13 protein-coding genes and 1 pseudogene are annotated in these 15,369 nt (G+C 44.9%); 10 read left to right on the forward strand and 4 right to left on the reverse strand.

Annotated features, from left to right (window positions below):
• Nucleotide 1: 1 nt before the first annotated feature.
• Both NYE53_RS07025 and steT read right to left on the reverse strand, forming a co-directional pair.
• Entirely contained in the window at nucleotides 2–619 is a 618-nt protein-coding gene (locus NYE53_RS07025) for a DUF47 domain-containing protein (RefSeq protein ID WP_003218470.1), read from the reverse strand.
• A 275-nt stretch (nucleotides 620–894) separates the two neighbouring features.
• On the reverse strand, nucleotides 895–2,211 hold the full coding sequence (steT, locus tag NYE53_RS07030) for a serine/threonine exchanger (RefSeq protein ID WP_041850924.1): 1,317 nt from the start codon (nucleotides 2,209–2,211) through the stop codon (nucleotides 895–897).
• Between the two features lie 389 nt (nucleotides 2,212–2,600).
• Here steT and NYE53_RS07035 point away from each other — a divergent pair, with 389 nt between their 5' ends.
• The 4 genes and pseudogenes from NYE53_RS07035 (at nucleotide 2,601) to NYE53_RS07050 (ending at nucleotide 6,902) form a co-directional block, all read left to right on the forward strand.
• A complete protein-coding gene (locus tag NYE53_RS07035; protein WP_339247926.1) occupies nucleotides 2,601–3,551 on the forward strand; it encodes a ring-cleaving dioxygenase in 951 nt (316 codons plus the stop codon).
• A gap of 108 nt (nucleotides 3,552–3,659) precedes the next feature.
• Nucleotides 3,660–3,761: pseudogene (locus tag NYE53_RS07040) on the forward strand (hypothetical protein); the annotation flags it as partial.
• A gap of 7 nt (nucleotides 3,762–3,768) precedes the next feature.
• Complete coding sequence (locus tag NYE53_RS07045) at nucleotides 3,769–5,919, forward strand: glycosyltransferase family 39 protein (RefSeq protein WP_339247929.1); 2,151 nt, start codon at nucleotides 3,769–3,771, stop codon at nucleotides 5,917–5,919.
• 11 nt (nucleotides 5,920–5,930) lie between these two features.
• Complete coding sequence (locus NYE53_RS07050) at nucleotides 5,931–6,902, forward strand: glycosyltransferase family 2 protein (protein WP_339247932.1); 972 nt, start codon at nucleotides 5,931–5,933, stop codon at nucleotides 6,900–6,902.
• Nucleotides 6,903–7,066: 164 nt separating this feature from the next.
• On the opposite strand, the gene NYE53_RS07055 is transcribed toward NYE53_RS07050, so the two are convergent.
• Nucleotides 7,067–7,261, reverse strand: coding sequence for a hypothetical protein (locus tag NYE53_RS07055; protein ID WP_033884949.1), 195 nt, complete (start codon nucleotides 7,259–7,261; stop codon nucleotides 7,067–7,069).
• 157 nt (nucleotides 7,262–7,418) lie between these two features.
• A complete protein-coding gene (gene htrA / locus NYE53_RS07060; protein WP_015252257.1) occupies nucleotides 7,419–8,777 on the reverse strand; it encodes a serine protease HtrA in 1,359 nt (452 codons plus the stop codon).
• A gap of 168 nt (nucleotides 8,778–8,945) precedes the next feature.
• On the opposite strand from htrA, the gene NYE53_RS07065 reads away from it, so the two are divergent.
• The 6 genes from NYE53_RS07065 (at nucleotide 8,946) to dppE (ending at nucleotide 15,337) form a co-directional block, all read left to right on the forward strand.
• A complete protein-coding gene (locus tag NYE53_RS07065; RefSeq protein WP_339247934.1) occupies nucleotides 8,946–9,809 on the forward strand; it encodes a pyrroline-5-carboxylate reductase dimerization domain-containing protein in 864 nt (287 codons plus the stop codon).
• A gap of 128 nt (nucleotides 9,810–9,937) precedes the next feature.
• The gene (dppA, locus tag NYE53_RS07070) at nucleotides 9,938–10,762 is read left to right on the forward strand and encodes a D-aminopeptidase DppA (protein ID WP_014479576.1); all 825 of its coding nucleotides are present in this window, start codon (nucleotides 9,938–9,940) and stop codon (nucleotides 10,760–10,762) included.
• A 16-nt stretch (nucleotides 10,763–10,778) separates the two neighbouring features.
• The gene (gene dppB, locus NYE53_RS07075; RefSeq protein WP_003245446.1) at nucleotides 10,779–11,705 is read left to right on the forward strand and encodes a dipeptide ABC transporter permease DppB; all 927 of its coding nucleotides are present in this window, start codon (nucleotides 10,779–10,781) and stop codon (nucleotides 11,703–11,705) included.
• Nucleotides 11,706–11,710: 5 nt separating this feature from the next.
• Nucleotides 11,711–12,673, forward strand: coding sequence for a dipeptide ABC transporter permease DppC (gene dppC / locus NYE53_RS07080; RefSeq protein ID WP_014476568.1), 963 nt, complete (start codon nucleotides 11,711–11,713; stop codon nucleotides 12,671–12,673).
• A gap of 4 nt (nucleotides 12,674–12,677) precedes the next feature.
• Entirely contained in the window at nucleotides 12,678–13,685 is a 1,008-nt protein-coding gene (dppD, locus tag NYE53_RS07085) for a dipeptide ABC transporter ATP-binding subunit DppD (RefSeq protein WP_339247938.1), read from the forward strand.
• Nucleotides 13,686–13,687: 2 nt separating this feature from the next.
• Nucleotides 13,688–15,337, forward strand: a complete 1,650-nt coding sequence (gene dppE, locus NYE53_RS07090) for a dipeptide ABC transporter substrate-binding protein DppE (RefSeq protein WP_339248504.1) — start codon at nucleotides 13,688–13,690, stop codon at nucleotides 15,335–15,337.
• Nucleotides 15,338–15,369: the final 32 nt, after the last annotated feature.

Here is a 15,369-nt window from a genome sequence, read left to right on the forward strand (position 1 = left end):
GTTACGCGTTTTTCATAATGATGGTTTCAAGATTATTGGCAACACTTTGACAAGAGTCGGCGATTTCTTCAAGCGTTTCGTATATTTCACGATATTGAATGACTTTGATTGGATCTGTTTCATTTCCGAAAAGATTCTTTAATGATTTTCTGTGCAAGTTGTCACAGCTGTGCTCATACTCTTTAATTTTGATTGCGTGAGGCTGAATATCCTTTAAGCGATTTTCTGCCAGCAGCTCGATCGTAATCAAAATCTCTTTCGCACATTCTCTGATGTATCCGCTGAATTTATCGATATGCTCGTCTGATGAAGTAATTGAGAAAATCTCCATCATGGCAGAGAAATGTTCGATTCCGTCAAGCACATCATCCAAGCTGTTTGTCAGCTGAAGGATATCTTCGCGCTCAATAGGAGTGATGAACGCTTTGTTAAGCTCTTTAATCATGACATGAACATGATTGTCACCTTTTGTTTCATATTCCTTTAACGTATCTGCAAATTCTTTAAGAGTCGTTTGGTTAGTGACCTTAAAATTCACAAAATATTCTGCAGTTTCGTCTATGTTCTTTGCAATTTCTGTTAAAAGGAGTGAGAACTTATCTTTTTTTCTTCTTATCATTAAAAACCCTCCATAGTTTGAATGAACAATGCACACATCAAATTATTATATAGCCTTTTGTCGAAAAAAAACAGGTAAAGTCGAAAAAAACGCATCTTGACTTTTTCGATAAATCGTGTCTCCTTATTTTGACCTACTTCGCTTTTAAAAAACGACCCAAGTTTGCAAAAACTTTCTGCTTAACGTAAAAAGTATATCAAAAGTTGTGTTTTTCCTGTCAACTTTTATCTTCTGTTTCACCAAAAAACGGTTCCCTAAACAAGGGAACCGTTTTATCAGCTTGCTTTTCGTTTTTTCATCCCGTAATAAACAGGCAGTCCGGCAAGGCCGATGAGGATGGATAATCCGCAGCTCATTGTATCTGTAATGAGTGTGCTGCCTAACACAAAGAAGGAGCCCGCGATTGCCAGAATTGGCATAAATGGATAAAGCGGAACACTGTAGGCGCGCTTTTCTCCCTTTGCTCGCTTGCGGAGAATAAACACTGCAAAAAAGGCCATCACATAAAAAATGTAGATCATGAAAATGGAGATTTCTGAGAGCTTATCAGGGTTGCTGATCAGCATCATAATCAAAGCCAAAGCAATTTGAAAAGAAATTGCAATCCATGGTGTGCGGAACGACGGGTGTACATGTGACAGTTTTTCAGCAAATGGAAGCTGTTTGCGTTCCGCCATTGCAAATGAAACACGCGGGAAAGAAAGCACTTTTCCATTTAAGCACCCAAAGATGCTGACGATAATCCCGACACTGATCAGCTTTCCGCCAATTGAACCGAACAGCATGGTTGCAGCGGTGCTTGTCGCATTTTCACCAAGCGTGACAATTTCGTTCGCTGACAGGATGTGAAGCAATGCAAAATTAATGAAAATATAGATCGCCGTTACAATTAATAATCCGCCCGTCATAGCGCGTGGCAGCAGCTTTTCGGGATTTTTCATTTCTCCGCCGAGAGCGGCTAGGAGAATCCATCCGTCATAAGCAAACAACGTAGCTAAAATAGCCGCCCCGAAGTTCATATCGGAAATGCTTTCGTTTACTGCTGTGAAGATGTGCTGATCGCCTTTCCAAAGGCCGAAGATGATGATGCAGGCAATCGGAATCAGTTTTCCGATCGTTGTCAGCGTTTGGACAAAACCGCCGTATTTTGTACCGATAATATTAATGACGCATAAAAAGAGAACTGCTATAATTCCAATGACTTTTGATAGTCCAGATCCCCAGCCGAAAAGATTGGCCATTAAAGATCCAAAATATAAACCCAGCGCGCCAATAATCGCCGGGCCGTAAATGATAATCTGCACCCAGCCGCACAAAAATCCCCAAAACTCGCCGTACACTTCTTCAAGGTACGTATAAAGACCGCCGGTTTTTGGAATCTGCGTTCCGATTTCCGCGATTGTCAAACCGCCCGCCAGTGTTAAAATACCGCCTAACAGCCAGGCGAATAGCGCCGTTTTTGAATCACCTGAATAAGCAAGCACAGCGCCGGGCTTCATAAAAACACCAGAACCGATAATGGTTCCGATGACAAGAGTAAGGGCAAACAAGAGGCCTATCTCTTTTTTCAAACCGTTGTCTTCAGTATGCATGTCCTTAACCTCCTATGATGTTGAAGCTTCATGTTGAAGAATCTATTTTTTCATATTGTAAACCCTATTTTAGAAAAGTGAAATAAAATAAATTTTCTGATTTTCGAAATTTGCTTTGTGTACAGCAGATAAAACTGTGGAAACACCTGTTTTAACAATCTATAAACGAATAAACTTAATGTTTTTTATTTCTAAAGTTCGTGTTTTCTGTATTAGGATTTTATCCGGTACAGAGGGGAGATGAGAATTCAGAAAATGAACGAACCTTCGGGTGAAGCTGATATGTTGACTTTCTCATGCGAATAAAATACTTTGTTATTAGAACAATAAATATACAACTATGATATAATATCTCGAAATCGAGATAAAATAACCTGGAGGGACAGCATATGAAAGTTAACGGCATTCACCACGTATCGGCATTAACGGCTGACGCACAAAAAAACTTGGATTTCTATAAGAAAGTATTAGGATTAAAGCTCGTCAAAAAATCCGTCAATCAGGATGAACCGACAATGTACCATCTTTTCTACGGAGATGAAGTGGCAAACCCGGGAACTGAGCTGACGTTTTTCGAGATTCCCCGCATTGCACCGTTTCATGCGGGAACAAACAGTATTTCTTCTATTGGATTGCGCGTTCCAAGCACAGAAGCCCTGCATTACTGGAAAGAACGTTTTGAAGAACAGCAAGTAACGAACAGCGGCATCTCCAAAAGAGCCGGACGTGACATATTGGCATTTCAAGATCATGAAGGGCAGCGACTTGTGCTGACTGCTGATGAGGAAGGAAAAGGATATGGCCTGCCTGTTAAACAGAGCGGCATACCGGAAGAATTTTCGTTTCGCGGGTTAGGGCCGGTTGAACTGACTGTGCCATATGCTGAACCAACCTTACACGTATTGACGAATATTCTTGGATTTACAGAAATCAGCCGTGAACCAGTCGAAGGGCAAGGAACCGCCGTTATTTTGGAATCAGGAGAAGGCGGTGCTGCAACGGAAATCCATTTAATAGAAAGAAACGATCTTCCGCGCGAGCGTCAAGGCAAAGGAAGTGTCCACCACGTCGCATTTCGGGTAAGAGATGAAGAAGAACTTGCCGGGTGGCACCGGATCATCAGCCGGGAAGGCTTTAGCAATTCCGGCATTGTGGAGCGCTACTATTTCAAGGCGCTGTATTTCAGAGAACCGAACGGCATATTGTTCGAGTTATCAACAGACGGACCGGGCTTTATGGTAGATGAAAATCTTGATGAGCTTGGCCAAACGATCGCTCTTCCGCCGTATCTTGAGCATCGAAGAGCTGAAATTGAAGCAAAATTGAAACCGATCCAGTAAATTGTGATTCATTTGCCTTCCGGCGTGCCGGAAGGCTTTTTTATTTTGGGAAAACGCATCGCCGATTACGATTTGGAGAAAGGGCTTGAAACCAGCTGTATATAGGATGATTGGCATGAAATGGCCTCGGCAAAAATATTGTCTTTGTTTATTAATAGTTTATTCATATTTGCTTGTTACACTATTTCAAAGTTAGACAAAAAGGAGTGAAAAATAAGTGGAAAAGAAAAAACGCGAGCTGGATATCGTCCTCCTCCTCATTTTGCTCGCATCTGCATTCTTAAATATCTATAACATTTGGAAGGACGACACGGTGAATCCTTATTACACCGCGGCAGTTACAAGTATGATGCAAAGCTTTCATAATTTCTTTTATGCTTCGTTCGATGCTGCCGGCTTTATAACAGTGGATAAACCGCCTGTTACATACCAAATCCAAACGATCAGCGCACTGATATTCGGTATGCACGGGTGGAGCGTCATTCTGCCTCAGGCATTGGCGGGTGTAGGTTCAGTCCTTCTTATGTACTTGCTGATAAAGCCGACATTCGGAAAAACGGCGGCGCGTATTGCCTCATTTGTTATGGCATGTACGCCGATAGCTGTAGCTGTAGCACGTACAAACAATGTTGATGCATTACTGGTATTTTTCTTATTGCTTGCTACATGGCTTCTCTTTAAAGCGATCAGAACAGGGAAGCTGATCTGGCTGTTAGCGGCGTTTTTCGTTGTTGGAGTAGGTTTCAATACAAAAATGCTGCAGGCTTACATGATTTTACCGGCCTTCCTATTGTTCTATTTGATTGCGGCAAATGCCGTGGTGAAGAAAAAAATCATTTCGCTGGTCAGTGCGTTAGCCGTATTAGCAGCCGTTTCGTTATCGTGGCCGCTCATTGTCGACAATATCCCTGCAAGCAAGCGGCCTTATATCGGAAGCAGCCAGACCAACTCTGTTTTGGAATTGGCTTTCGGATATAACGGGATTCAGCGGCTGACAGGCCAAAATTCCGGCGGCGGCCAGGGTGCGCCAAACAAAGACGCTTCAAAAGAAATGTCTTCTTCTGATAACACTCAAGCACCGCCTAATCAGTCATCAGGCAGCAGCTCATCAAGCGATGGTAAATCCTCAAATGGCAATATGACGGTACCTCCATCCAATGGCCAAATGCCAAGCGGCGGTCAAGGAGGCCCTCCAAGCGGCGGAGATGGCGGCCAAGGCGGACCCGGCGGAGACGGAGGGAAAGGCGGTACAGGAACCGGTTCGAAAATGCAATCAGGTTCAGGGATGTTTGGAACGGGAACACCTGGTCCACTGCGGCTTTTCCAACAAGAGTTATCTGATCAAATCAGCTGGCTTCTGCCATTTGCGATATTTGGAATCGCAGGCTTACTGATCGCAGGCGCGAGAGAAAGAAGAAGATTATCTGTAGAGCAGAAGGAAACGGTGTTCTGGGTTGCGTGGCTTGTACCGATTGCCGGATTCTTCAGTGTCGCAGAATTTTTCCATCATTATTATCTCATCATGCTGGCACCGCCGATTGCGGCTCTTGTCGGTGCGGGATGGGTTGCTCTTGTTCATCTGTATCGCAATCAGACAGGCTGGAAAGCATGGCTTTTGCCGGGAGCAATTATTGCGACAACTGGATTTGAATTGTTTATTCTCAGAAACTACAACGATCAAATCGGTGCAGGCTGGAGCATCGGTGTAGGTGTTATCGGCGTGTTGTCAGCGATTGCTTTGCTGCTGTTTAAACAGCGCCAAAAACCGTTCAGTTATTATATTTCACTTGCAGCTCTCCTCGCATTGCTGGTGATGCCGATTTATTGGGCAAGTACACCGCTTCTGTACGGAGGCAACAGCTCACTGCCTGAAACAGGCCCTCAGCTCGCATCAATGAGCGGAAAAGGCATGGGAATGTCTGATGCGACTGTAAATGAAAAACTGATCAAATATCTAGAGGAGAATAACTCCGGAGCTGAATACCTATTCGCCACAACCGATTCGAACACAGCGGCACCATATATCATTAAAACGAAAAAAGCTGTCATGGCTATTGGCGGATTCAGCGGTTCTGACCCGGCTATCACGCTGACTCAATTCAAAAAGCTTGTAAAAGAAGGAAAAGTGAAATACTTCTTGGCTTCTGGAATGGGAAGAGGCGGAAATAATGACATTGTTGAATGGGTTGAGAAAAATGGAAAAGAAGTAGCATCAGAAAAATGGCAATCAAGTTCTGATCAAAAAACAGAAAATACTGATTCAACTGATACATCAAGCAGCAAGGCTTCAGGTAAAAACGGAAAAATGGGCGGACCTGGCGGAATGAATCAGTCAGCAACATTATACGAACTACATGCTGATGAATAGGAGGCAAAAACATGAGCAGACATATTCAATATTCAATTGTTGTACCTGTGTATAATGAAGAGCTTGTCATTCATGAAACCTATCAGCGCTTAAAAGAGGTCATGGATCAAACGAAGGAAAACTACGAGCTGCTTTTTGTCAACGATGGCAGCAAAGACCGCAGTATTGAGATTTTAAGAGAGCACAGCCTGATCGATCCGAGAGTGAAAATTATTGATTTTTCAAGGAATTTTGGACACCAGATCGCCATTACAGCGGGTATGGATTATGCACAGGGGAATGCAATCGTCGTCATTGACGCCGATTTGCAGGACCCTCCTGAACTGATTTTAGATATGATTGAAAAGTGGAAGGAAGGCTATGAGGTCGTGTACGCCGTGCGGACTAAACGAAAAGGGGAAACCTTTTTCAAAAAACAAACCGCGGCTATGTTTTACCGGCTTCTCAGCGGTATGACAGATATTGATATCCCGATTGATACGGGGGATTTTCGCCTCATGGACAGAAAAGTCTGTGATGAAATGAAGAGATTAAAAGAAAAAAATCCATTTGTCAGAGGGCTAGTCAGCTGGGTGGGCTTTAAACAGACAGCGGTCGAGTATGTACGTGATGAAAGGCTTGCCGGAGAAACAAAGTACCCGCTCAAGAAAATGCTGAAGCTGTCAATGGACGGCATCACGACATTTTCACATAAACCGCTGAAGCTGGCAAGCTATGCGGGGATTTTAATGTCAGGTGCTGGATTTCTGTATATGTTTATCGTGCTGTATCTGAAGCTATTCACAGACAGCACGATTACCGGCTGGTCATCACTTATTGTGATCCAGCTCCTGTTCAGCGGCATTGTCCTTCTGATTTTGGGCGTGATCGGCGAATATATCGGCAGAATCTACGATGAAGCCAAAGACAGGCCGCTTTACATCGTCCAAAAATCGTATGGAATTGAAAATAAAAGACTCTTTAGAGACCAGCATATGTCATAACCTCAAACCCCCTGTCCGTAACGGACAGGGGGTTTTTATGCTCTGAGCCCGATCTAAAGCAAAAGATGCTGATAGATATATGGAGATTGGGTAAAGAAGATATTGTGAGCTTGTACTGCGGTTCAGTCATGCTGAAATAAAAACAGCAAAACTTAAAGATTTCGTCATCGGCTTTGCTGCATGTCAGCTGTTAGATTGGGGGCTTTTAAGAAACGCATGATTAGAGCCGTACCAGTTATGTTTAATAGAATACTGGTACCCAATACAATTCCCCACGTCAACGTCGATTCAGAGAGAAGAAAGCTCAGCAAAAGAAAAGCCAATCCTGCGCAGATCATACTCAGTCCCACGGTTTTCATGTTCATGCCTCCTAGCAAACGATGTTTCTAGTATCTGATGAGAATGATGTCAATCTGTATGATATACGGATATCTCGTCAGAAAGTTTCATAGAGCAATTAGGTCTTTTATCTAATAAAAAGCCTCAGACCGCTTTTGCGGCCTGAGGCGTTATGTCTTACGAAGTTTTCTCTTCTTTTTGATCAAGTTTAATTTTTTTCGTCATTTCTTTGCCGTTTCGGAGAATTTTCACTTCAACGGTATCACCGATCTTTGCGTCTTTATATAAGATATTGCGCAATTCACTGCCTGTATCAATTTCTTTACCTTTTAGGCCGATGATAATATCCTCCGCTTTTAATCCGGCCTTTTCAGCAGGAGAGCCTGAAGCGACCTCACGGATGTAAACACCTTTATTCAGCTGGCTGCCGAACAGGCCGAGTGTGCCTTCTTGGTAATTTTGCGGCACTTGTTCTAAATCAAGCATGCTGACACCGATATATGGACGTTCAATTTGTCCTTTAGAAAGCAGTTCTTCAGCAATCGGTTTTACGTCATTGCTTGGAATGGCAAATCCGATACCCTCAACATCATCCTCACTGATTTTCATACTGTTAATGCCGACAATTTTGCCGTCTGTATTTAACAAAGGACCGCCGCTGTTACCTGGATTAATTGCTGCGTCTGTCTGAATGACGTTAATGCTCGTTTCGCCGGCTGATGTAGACATTGAAACCGTTCTGTCCACGCCGCTAACAATTCCTTGTGTTACTGTGCGGGACAGATCTTTTCCAAGCGGATCCCCAATCGCAATAACGGTCTCGCCTGTTCTGAGATCAGATGAATCACCGAAGTTTGCCACTTTTGTGACGTGGTCATCACTGATTTGGAGGACGGCTAAATCAGTTAACGAGTCACTGCCTACCAGCTTTGCAGTAACCTCAGTGCCGTCATATAAAGATACCTTCAGTGATGATGCCCCTTCTACGACGTGGTTATTTGTAATGATATAAGCCTTGCCATTCTCTTTTTTGAAAATGACACCTGACCCTGAACCGCTTTCTGTATCTTCGCTGGAATCAGAAGAACTAGAGCCGAACAAAGAGCTGTTTGATTGTGCCTGAAGATTTGTAATACCGACAATCGCTGGTGAAAGGTCTTCTACCATATCTGAGATTTTAGAAGAGTCCTCGCTCTTGAATGCAGATGAGCTGCTTGAGCTTGATGAGCTTTTTTTAGATTCAGAGGAGGTGCTTGTTGCTGTAACAGATTGCGTTTGCTGCTGGCTGGATGATTGTTTTGCAGTGTCCTGAGAATCATGGTCGCCAAGCGGTGTAAACGTGTAAATGCCAAGGGCAAGACTGCCGCCGATCACTCCGCCAAGCAACGGTCTGAACCATCCGAATCCTCGTTTTTTCTTCTCCTGATCATGAATGACATTGCGGGCCGAGTAGGAGGTGCTCTGATCGTTCTCTTTCGTTAAAAAGACCTCATTCTCATTACCTTTCGTTCTGTTTTCATCACGATAGTTATCCATCATGTTCACTCCGTTTCTCTATTTTCACATGTCTATTTATATTGATAGGTTTATGACTTGAGTTTATCATAAACAAAAACTGTGGGATAAAAATGAAAAGATTATGGGAAATTGTGAAAAAGTGCGGAAAACGGTACACTTCATATTGTATATGAAAGGACTGAGTCGATGGAACAGATTGGATTGATTGGATATGGCAGCATGGCGGATATGATCGCCAGACAGCTGTTGAAACATGAACAAATAAAAGAGAATGAGCTATTTATTGAGACGAGAACGAAGGGGGAGCGGCAGCGGGCACTCCTGTCAGATTATCCAAACGTATCGGCTGATCCGCTGGAGAATTGGGCAAATACGTGCCAATTGATTTTGATATGCGTCCCGCCGCTCCATGTCTTCGAAACAATGCGCCGTCTGCACCCGTATGTGAACAGAAATACTCATATCGTATCCATAGCTGCCGGTGTGCCGCTGCGTCTTTTGGAGGCAGAAACAGAAGCCGGTATATCACGTGTTATTCCTGCCATTACGTCCGAAGCAGAAGCCGGTATATCACGTGTTATTCCTGCCATTACGTCCGAAGCAGAAGCTGGAATCTCACTTGTCGTTCACAGTGAAGCACTGGCTGCAGAGAAAAAAGAACGTCTGAATGAATTGTTATCGGTTTTCAGCCGTGTACGAGAAATCAAAGAATCGAATTTAGATGCGGCCAGCAATTTAACGAGCTCGGCACCGGGATTCATAGCGGCAATCTTCGAAGAGCTGGCACTGTCTGCCGTCAGAAACAGCAGCCTGTCCAAAGAAGAAGCCTTTGATTTTCTGATTCATTCGCTATACGGAACTGGCAAGCTGCTGATCGAAAAAAATATGTCTTTCGAGGAGACGCTGGAACGTGTTGCAACCAAAGGCGGAATAACGGGAGAGGGAGCTGAGGTGATACGCGCCTCTGTGCCGGACGTTTTTGATGAGGTGTTTGAAAGAACCCTGAAAAAATATGAACTGCTTACAGAACAGGTTGGTAAACAGACATGAATCCTTGAAAGAGGATTCTTTTTTTATCACTGAGTGGTTGAGATTTTCCCCAGTTATATTGCATTTTTCCTCTTTTTTTAATATAATCTGTTAGAATATTCATAATTTAGTAAAAAAGGAGGAGCGTTATGAAATTGTACATGTCAGTAGATATGGAAGGTATTTCGGGTCTTCCGGACGATACCTTTGTGGATTCCGGCAAGCGGAATTATGAACGCGGACGGCTTATCATGACTGAAGAAGCAAACTACTGTATTGCTGAAGCATTTAACAGCGGGTGTACCGAGGTGCTTGTCAATGACAGTCATTCGAAGATGAATAATCTGATGGTTGAAAAGCTTCACCCTGAAGCAGACTTGATTTCTGGTGACGTCAAACCATTTTCAATGGTGGAGGGACTGGATGATACGTTTACAGGCGCTTTGTTTCTCGGTTATCATGCGAGAGCCTCGACTCCCGGTGTCATGTCACACAGCATGATTTTCGGCGTCCGTCATTTTTACATAAACGATCGGCCTGTCGGTGAGCTTGGATTAAATGCATACGTTGCCGGTTATTATGATGTCCCGGTATTAATGGTAGCCGGGGATGACCGGGCGGCGAAGGAAGCGGAAGAGCTTATCCCGAACGTGACGACAGCCGCAGTCAAACAAACCATTTCAAGATCCGCAGTGAAGTGCTTGTCCCCTGCGAAAGCCGGACGGCTGTTGACAGAAAAAACTGCGTTTGCCCTGCAAAACAAGGACAAAGTCAAGCCGCTCACCCCGCCTGACAGGCCAGTTCTGAGCATTGAATTCGCCAATTATGGCCAAGCAGAATGGGCGAATCTGATGCCGGGAACGGAAATCAAGACGGGAACTACAACCGTTCAATTTCAGGCGAAGGACATGCTTGAAGCCTATCAGGCGATGCTTGTCATGACTGAGCTTGCGATGCGGACATCATTCTGCTAAAGGGGTGTTTTAGGCTTTGGCGCGATACATGATAAAGCGTTTTTGGGCAATGGCAGCTACGATTTTGGTGATTACCACCCTGACTTTTGTTCTCATGAAGGTCATTCCCGGATCTCCTTTTAACGAGGAGAGAGGCACAAATGAAGCCGTTCAAAAAAATCTCGAAGCCTACTATCACTTAGACGATCCTCTCATTTTCCAATACATTTTCTACTTAAAATCCATCATTACATTCGATTTCGGACCTTCAATAAAAAAACCGTCGGACAGCGTAAATGATATGCTGGAACGCGGATTTCCCGTTTCCTTTGAGCTTGGGATGACAGCGATTGTCATTGCTGTGATTTCTGGGCTGGTGCTGGGCGTAATCGCTGCACTCCGCCGCAATGGCTTTTTGGACTACGCCGCGATGAGTCTTGCAGTACTCGGCATCTCCATCCCGAATTTTATTCTGGCAACATTGCTCATTCAGCAATTTGCTGTCAATCTCAAACTATTTCCCGCTGCGACATGGACGAGCCCGATTCATATGGTGCTTCCGACCGCAGCGCTTGCTGTAGGGCCAATGGCGATCATTGCCAGGCTGACACGGTCGAGCATGGTCGAAGTTCTGACACAGGATTATATCCGCACAGCAAAAGCAAAAGGGCTTTCTCCGTTCAAAATTATCGTAAAACACGCACTCAGAAATGCACTCATGCCCGTCATTACCGTCCTGGGCACACTCGTCGCCAGCATCTTAACAGGAAGCTTTGTCATTGAAAAAATCTTTGCCATTCCGGGAATGGGAAAATATTTTGTTGAAAGCATTAATCAGCGGGACTATCCCGTGATTATGGGAACGACCGTTTTTTACAGCGTCATTCTGATTATCATGCTGTTTTTGGTCGATTTGGCCTACGGTCTCTTAGACCCGCGCATTAAACTGCATAAGAAAGGGTGAAGCGTGTGAATCTCCCTGTGCAAACGGATGAACGCCAGCCAGAACAGCACAATCAGGTGCCTGATGAGTGGTTTGTCTCGAATCAGGAAAAAAATCGGGAAGCCGATTCGGTTAAGCGACCGAGTTTGTCATACACGCAGGATGCCTGGAGGAGGCTGAAAAAAAATAAATTAGCGATGGCCGGACTCTTTATTCTTTTATTTCTTTTTGTCATGGCAGTTATCGGGCCCTTTTTATCGCCCCATAGTGTCGTACGCCAATCGCTGACAGAACAAAATCTTCCGCCCTCAGCCGATCATTGGTTCGGCACCGATGAACTCGGCCGGGATGTGTTTACCCGAACATGGTATGGTGCGAGAATCTCGTTGTTTGTCGGCGTGATGGCAGCACTGATTGATTTTTTGATCGGTGTCATTTACGGAGGTGTTGCCGGCTATAAAGGCGGCAGGATTGACAGCATTATGATGCGGATTATCGAAGTGCTGTACGGACTGCCGTACCTGCTTGTTGTCATTTTGCTGATGGTGCTCATGGGACCGGGACTGGGCACGATTATTGTGGCGCTGACTGTGACCGGGTGGGTCGGCATGGCGAGAATTGTAAGAGGCCAGGTGCTTCAGATTAAAAATTATGAATATGTACTCGCCTCGAAAACCTTTGGCGCGAAAACCTTTCGCATCATCCGAAAGAATTTGCTGCCGAATACTATGGGAGCGATCATCGTACAAATGACATTAACCGTACCTGCCGCCATATTCGCAGAATCATTTTTAAGCTTTCTCGGCCTCGGCATACAGGCTCCGTTTGCAAGTTGGGGCGTGATGGCGAATGACGGCCTGCCTACGATTTTATCTGGGCATTGGTGGCGCCTGTTTTTTCCGGCCTTTTTCATATCTCTGACGATGTACGCGTTTAATGTGCTGGGGGACGGATTGCAGGATGCGCTTGACCCTAAGCTGAGGAGGTAGCTGTATGGAAAAAGTTCTGTCAGTCCAAAATCTGCACGTGTCTTTTACGACTTACGGCGGGACGGTTCAGGCGGTCAGAGGGGTAAGCTTTGATTTGTATCAAGGAGAAACCTTTGCGATCGTCGGCGAATCCGGCTGCGGCAAAAGCGTTACTTCCCAAAGCATCATGGGCCTGCTTCCGCCTTATTCGGCGAAGGTGACAGACGGCAGCATTCTATTTAAAAACAAAGACCTTTGCCGTCTCTCTGACAAAGAAATGAGAGGTATCAGGGGAGCCGACATTTCTATGATTTTTCAAGACCCGATGACGGCGTTAAACCCTACGCTGACTGTCGGCGACCAGCTGGGGGAAGCGCTATTGCGCCACAAAAAAATGAGCAAAAAAGCGGCACGGAAAGAGGTGCTTTCCATGCTGTCATTGGTTGGTATTCCAGATCCCGAAGAGCGCCTAAAGCAATATCCCCACCAATTCAGCGGCGGTATGAGACAGCGGATTGTCATTGCGATGGCGCTGATTTGCGAGCCTGATATCTTAATTGCGGATGAACCGACCACCGCCCTGGATGTAACCATTCAGGCACAGATTTTAGAGCTGTTTAAAGAGATTCAGAGAAAAACGAATGTGTCTGTCATCCTGATTACACATGATTTAGGGGTCGTTGCCCAGGTAGCTGACAGAGTCGCAGTCATGTATGCCGGGAAAATGGCGGAAATCGGCACGAGAAAAGATATTTTTTATCAGCCGCAGCACCCTTATACAAAAGGACTGCTGGCTTCTGTCCCGCGGCTGGATTTAGATGGCGCTGAGCTGACCCCGATTGACGGAACGCCGCCGGATTTATTTTCGCCTCCGCCGGGCTGCCCGTTTGCCGCTCGGTGTCCGAACAGGATGGTTGTGTGTGACAGGGTGTACCCGGGCCAGACGATCAGATCTGACTCGCACACCGTCAACTGCTGGCTGCAGGATCAACGAGCAGAGCATGCGATGCTGTCAGGAGATGCGAAGGATTGAACATGAAAAGGGGGAAGAGGATGAAACGAGTGAAAAAGCTATGGGGCATGGGTCTTGCATTAGGACTTTCATTTACGCTGATGGGATGCACAGCAAATGAACAGGCCGGAAAAGAAGGCAGTCATGATAAGGCAAAAACCAGCGGAGAAAAGGTGCTGTATGTAAATAATGAAAATGAACCGACTTCATTCGATCCGCCGATCGGCTTTAATAATGTGTCATGGCAGCCGTTAAATAACATCATGGAGGGGCTTACGCGTCTTGGCAAAGATCATGAGCCTGAGCCGGCAATGGCGGAGAAGTGGTCTGTTTCGAAAGATAAAAAAACCTACACATTTACGATTCGGGAAAATGCGAAATGGACAAACGGAGATCCTGTAACAGCTGGAGACTTCGAATACGCGTGGAAGCGGATGCTTGATCCGAAAAAAGGCGCTTCATCGGCATTCCTAGGTTATTTTATTGAAGGCGGCGAAGCATATAACAGCGGGAAAGGGAAAAAAGACGATGTGAAGGTGACGGCAAAGGATGATCGAACCCTTGAAGTTACACTGGAAGCACCGCAAAAATATTTTCTGAGCGTTGTGTCCAATCCTGCGTATTTTCCGGTAAATGAAAAGGTCGATAAAGACAATCCGAAGTGGTTTGCTGAGGCGGATACATTTGTCGGAAACGGCCCGTTTAAGCTGACGGAATGGAAGCATGATGACAGCATCACAATGGAGAAAAGCGACACGTATTGGGATAAAGATACAGTGAAGCTTGATAAGGTGAAATGGGCGATGGTCAGTGACAGAAATACAGATTACCAGATGTTTCAATCAGGGGAACTTGATACCGCTTATGTCCCTGCAGAGTTAAGCGACCAGCTGATGGATCAGGATAACGTCAATATTGTTGACCAGGCGGGTCTCTATTTCTATCGATTTAATGTCAACATGGAGCCGTTCCAAAATGAAAACATCAGAAAAGCCTTTGCGATGGCTGTGGATCAAGAGGAAATTGTAAAGTACGTCACGAAAAATAATGAAAAACTGGCGCGCGCCTTTGTATCGCCTGGGTTTACGCAGCCTGACGGCAAAGATTTCCGTGAAGCAGGCGGAGACTTGATCAAGCCTAACGAAAGCAAAGCGAAGCAGCTGCTCGAAAAGGGCATGAAGGAAGAAAACTATAATAAGCTTCCTGCGATCACGCTTACTTACAGCACAAAGCCGGAGCATAAAAAGATTGCCGAAGCTATTCAGCAAAAATTGAAAAATAGCCTTGGAGTCGATGTAAAGCTGGCCAATATGGAATGGAACGTATTTTTAGAGGATCAAAAAGCGCTGAAATTCCAATTCTCTCAAAGCTCATTTTTGCCTGATTATGCAGACCCTATCAGTTTTCTGGAAGCCTTTCAAACGGGTAATTCGATGAACCGCACAGGCTGGGCCAATAAAGAATACGATCAGCTGATCAAACAGGCGAAAAATGAAGCCGATGAAAAAACACGGTTCTCTCTTATGCATCAAGCTGAAGAGCTGCTCATCAATGAAGCGCCGATCATTCCGGTTTATTTTTATAATCAGGTTCACCTGCAAAATGAACAAGTAAAAGGAATTGTCCGTCACCCTGTCGGCTATATCGATTTAAAATGGGCAGATAAAAACTGATGGCGGTGATTGAGGAAATACTGCTTCTTTAT

The sequence above is a fragment of the Bacillus sp. FSL R5-0523 genome (assembly GCF_037975295.1).
GTDB lineage: Bacteria > Bacillota > Bacilli > Bacillales > Bacillaceae > Bacillus > Bacillus subtilis.

Excerpts from the sequence above, each read along its gene's own strand:
- NYE53_RS07025 (WP_003218470.1), bottom strand. The coding sequence starts at position 619 with ATGATAAGAAGAAAAAAAGATAAGTTCTCACTCCTTTTAACAGAAATT.
- steT (WP_041850924.1), bottom strand. The coding sequence starts at position 2,211 with ATGCATACTGAAGACAACGGTTTGAAAAAAGAGATAGGCCTCTTGTTT.
- NYE53_RS07035 (WP_339247926.1), top strand. The coding sequence starts at position 2,601 with ATGAAAGTTAACGGCATTCACCACGTATCGGCATTAACGGCTGACGCA.
- NYE53_RS07050 (WP_339247932.1), top strand. The coding sequence starts at position 5,931 with ATGAGCAGACATATTCAATATTCAATTGTTGTACCTGTGTATAATGAA.
- NYE53_RS07055 (WP_033884949.1), bottom strand. The coding sequence starts at position 7,261 with ATGAAAACCGTGGGACTGAGTATGATCTGCGCAGGATTGGCTTTTCTT.
- htrA (WP_015252257.1), bottom strand. The coding sequence starts at position 8,777 with ATGGATAACTATCGTGATGAAAACAGAACGAAAGGTAATGAGAATGAG.
- NYE53_RS07065 (WP_339247934.1), top strand. The coding sequence starts at position 8,946 with ATGGAACAGATTGGATTGATTGGATATGGCAGCATGGCGGATATGATC.
- dppA (WP_014479576.1), top strand. The coding sequence starts at position 9,938 with ATGAAATTGTACATGTCAGTAGATATGGAAGGTATTTCGGGTCTTCCG.
- dppD (WP_339247938.1), top strand. The coding sequence starts at position 12,678 with ATGGAAAAAGTTCTGTCAGTCCAAAATCTGCACGTGTCTTTTACGACT.
- dppE (WP_339248504.1), top strand. The coding sequence starts at position 13,688 with ATGAAAAGGGGGAAGAGGATGAAACGAGTGAAAAAGCTATGGGGCATG.